Origin of the sequence: Pontibacter amylolyticus, assembly GCF_014638845.1 — a bacterium.
GTDB lineage: Bacteria > Bacteroidota > Bacteroidia > Cytophagales > Hymenobacteraceae > Pontibacter > Pontibacter amylolyticus.
The window spans coordinates 1-3,682 of the sequence record NZ_BMFP01000012.1 but is presented as its reverse complement, the minus strand read 5'-3'; the positions used below and the strand labels follow the sequence as shown (position 1 = coordinate 3,682).

Sequence of the window (3,682 nt, the reverse complement as noted above, 5' to 3'; positions counted from 1 at the left end):
AAAGCAAGGTGCGGCATACAGAGGCGTTCCCAGGAGCTTTAGTCCACGGGGGCTTGTAGCTCAGGTGGTTAGAGCGCTACACTGATAATGTAGAGGTCCGTGGTTCGAGTCCACGCAGGCCCACCACTTACTCAACACGAGGGGCGACTCTCAACACGAGGGGGATTAGCTCAGCTGGCTAGAGCGCCTGCTTTGCACGCAGGAGGTCAACGGTTCGACTCCGTTATTCTCCACCAACGCTTACACGACAACACGGCAGAAACAGCAGGTTTTTGCCTCTAACTTAAGAAGAGACGTGGGAAGACAACGAGGGCGAAAGGAGACTTTCGAACTTCCAAACTTTCCGACTTTCTAACTTGAGAGAAGTTCTTTGACATGATGGGAGAGAGAAAAACAAAGACATTAACAAGGTAAGACTGCCTGGAATTTATTCCGGTGCAGCCCAAGAAGCGGGCCGGCGGTCGCAAGACCGCCGGCGAGAACGCAGAGAAGGGCGCATGGGGGATGCCTAGGCTCTCAGAGGCGATGAAGGACGCGACAAGCTGCGAAAAGCTGCGGGGACGGGCACATACCGGTCGATCCGCAGGTATCCGAATGGGGCAACCCGACTATTTGAAGAATAGTCACCCGAAAGGGGGCGAACCCGGGGAACTGAAACATCTAAGTACCCGGAGGAAGAGAAAATAACAATGATTCCGCAAGTAGTGGCGAGCGAACGCGGAAGAGCCCAAACCGTCCCTGTCACGGCAGGGGCGGGGTTGTAGGACCACGCCGTGGGACCAAGTATTGAAGCGCAACAGGCTGGGAAGCCTGGCCGGAGAGGGTGATAGCCCCGTGCGCGTAAGCTGCTTGGCCCTAGTGGTATCCTGAGTAGGGCGGGACCGGAGAAATCCCGCCTGAATCCAGCGGCACCATCCGCTAAGGCTAAATACTCCTGAGAGACCGATAGTGAACCAGTACCGTGAGGGAAAGGTGAAAAGTACCCCGAATAGGGGGGTGAAACAGATCCTGAAACCATGCGCCTACAAGCGGTCGGAGCCCCTTCGTGGGGTGACGGCGTGCCTTTTGCATAATGAGCCTACGAGTTACTCCTCTCTGGCAAGGTTAAGCCTCTCAAGGGGCGGAGCCGCAGCGAAAGCGAGTCTGAACAGGGCGCACAGTCAGAGGGGGTAGACGCGAAACTTTGTGATCTACCCATGGGCAGGATGAAGTTTGGGTAAAACCAAATGGAGGTCCGAACCAGTTTCCGTTGAAAAGGATTTGGATGACCTGTGGGTAGGGGTGAAAGGCCAATCAAACTGAGAAATAGCTCGTACTCCCCGAAATGCCTTTAGGGGCAGCGTCGCGGTCGAGTCATGTGGAGGTAGAGCTACCGATAGGACTAGGGGGAGTCAAATCCTACCGAATCCTGACGAACTCCGAATGCCACTTGATATACGCGGCAGTGAGGCGCGGGGTGCTAAGGTCCCGCGCCGAGAGGGAAAGAACCCAGACCGCCAGCTAAGGTCCCAAAGTCCACGCTAAGTTGAACAAAGGGGGTCCAGTTGCTCAGACAGCCAGGAGGTTGGCTTGGAAGCAGCCATTCCTTTAAAGAGTGCGTAACAGCTCACTGGTCGAGCGACAGGGCATCGATAATAATCGGGCATCAAGCATGGCACCGAAGCTGCGGATTGTAGTTTACTACACTGGTAGGGGAGCATTCCGGGGGCGGAGAAGGCGTGCCGGCAAGGCGCGCTGGAGCGCCCGGAAAAGCAAATGTAGGCATAAGTAACGATAATGCGGGCGAGAAACCCGCACACCGAAAGACCCAGGTTTCCTGATCAACGCTAATCGGATCAGGGTTAGTCGGGACCTAAGGCCGAGGCGAAAGCGCAGGTCGATGGACAGCTGGTTAATATTCCAGCACCGGCTATGCATAGCGATGCGGTGACGGAGAAGTGAAAGGACCGCGCACTGACGGAATAGTGCGTTGAAGGCCGTAGGTAGTGGTTGGGTAGTGAAGTACGCCCGACTAGCTGAAAGCCGATAGTACCCCAAGGCCCCGGCCGCGGGGATAGCGTCCCTAAGCAGGCTCCCTAGAAAACCCGCTAAGCGTTTAAATGCATGGCCGCCCGTACCGCAAACCGACACAGGTGGTCGAGGAGAGAATCCTAAGGTGCTCGAGTGAATCACGGCCAAGGAACTCGGCAAAATGGCCCTGTAACTTCGGGAGAAGGGGCGCTTCCTCCAAGCAATTGGAGAAGCCGCAGTGAAAAGGCCCAGGCGACTGTTTAACAAAAACACATGGCTTTGCCAAATCGAGAGATGACGTATAAGGCCTGACACCTGCCCGGTGCCGGAAGGTTAAGAGGGGGGGTTAGCCGCAAGGCGAAGCTCTGAATCGAAGCCCCGGTAAACGGCGGCCGTAACTATAACGGTCCTAAGGTAGCGAAATTCCTTGTCGGGTAAGTTCCGACCTGCACGAATGGTGTAACGATCTGGGCGCTGTCTCAGCCGTGAGCTCGGTGAAATTGTAGTCTCGGTGAAGATGCCGAGTACCCGCAACGGGACGGAAAGACCCCATGAACCTTTACTATAGCTTAGCATTGACGCTGGGTAACTCATGTGTAGGATAGGCCGGAGAAATTGAAGCGGCGTCGCCAGGCGTCGTGGATTCTTCCTTGAAATACGGCCCTTGAGTTGCCTGGCGCCTAACTCGTCAAAGACGAGGACCGTGCTTGGTGGGTAGTTTGACTGGGGTGGTCGCCTCCAAAACAATAACGGAGGCTTTCAAAGGTTCCCTCAGCACGCTTGGTAACCGTGCGCAGAGCGCAATAGCAGAAGGGGGCTTGACTGTGAGGCCCACAAGCCGAGCAGGGCCGAAAGGCGGATATAGTGATCCGGTGGTTCCGCATGGAAGGGCCATCGCTCAAAGGATAAAAGGTACTCTGGGGATAACAGGCTGATCTCCCCCAAGAGCTCATATCGACGGGGAGGTTTGGCACCTCGATGTCGGCTCGTCACGTCCTGGGGCTGGAGAAGGTCCCAAGGGTTCGGCTGTTCGCCGATTAAAGTGGCACGCGAGCTGGGTTCAGAACGTCGTGAGACAGTTCGGTCCCTATCTGTTGTGGGCGTCGGAGATTTGAGGGGTTCTGTCCTTAGTACGAGAGGACCGGGATGGACGAGCCTCTGGTGGACCTGTTGTGGCGCCAGCCGCAGCGCAGGGTAGCTACGCTCGGACGGGATAAGCGCTGAAAGCATCTAAGTGCGAAACCCGCCCCAAGATGAGATCTCCCTTAAGGGCCGTCAGAGACGATGACGTTGATAGGTGGCAGGTGTAAAGGCAGAAATGCCAAAGCCGAGCCATACTAATTGCCCGAGCGCGTTCTCAAAGTGCCCCGCGCACTGACCGGCCAAGCCGGCCCGCCCCTTGGCCCTGCCAATGCCCACGCTTTTTTCTCTCCCAACTAGTCAAAACAAAACTTTACATAGCCATCACGCCCGCATAGAAACCGGGCAACGACAATGGCGGCTATGGCGCCGGTGAGCACCTCTTCCCATCCCGAACAGAGAAGTTAAGCCCGGCTGCGCCGATGGTACTGGGGTCACACCCGGGAGAGTAGGTGGCCGCCAACCCCAACAAAGCACAGCCCCTGACTCTGAAAAGAGCCAGGGGCTGTTGCCGTTTACAGCAGCCCCAAAC

Annotated in this window: 2 tRNA genes and 2 rRNA genes; all 4 read left to right on the top strand. The window is 56.4% G+C overall.

Annotated features, from left to right (window positions below):
- The first annotated feature begins 49 nt into the window (after positions 1 to 49).
- Positions 50 to 126 (top strand) — tRNA-Ile (locus IEV97_RS19965).
- A gap of 33 nt (positions 127 to 159) precedes the next feature.
- A tRNA-Ala gene (locus IEV97_RS19960) sits at positions 160 to 236 on the top strand.
- A 241-nt stretch (positions 237 to 477) separates the two neighbouring features.
- Positions 478 to 3,371: ribosomal RNA gene (locus tag IEV97_RS19955) — 23S ribosomal RNA — on the top strand.
- Between the two features lie 132 nt (positions 3,372 to 3,503).
- Positions 3,504 to 3,615: ribosomal RNA gene (gene rrf / locus IEV97_RS19950) — 5S ribosomal RNA — on the top strand.
- The last annotated feature ends 67 nt before the right edge of the window (positions 3,616 to 3,682 follow it).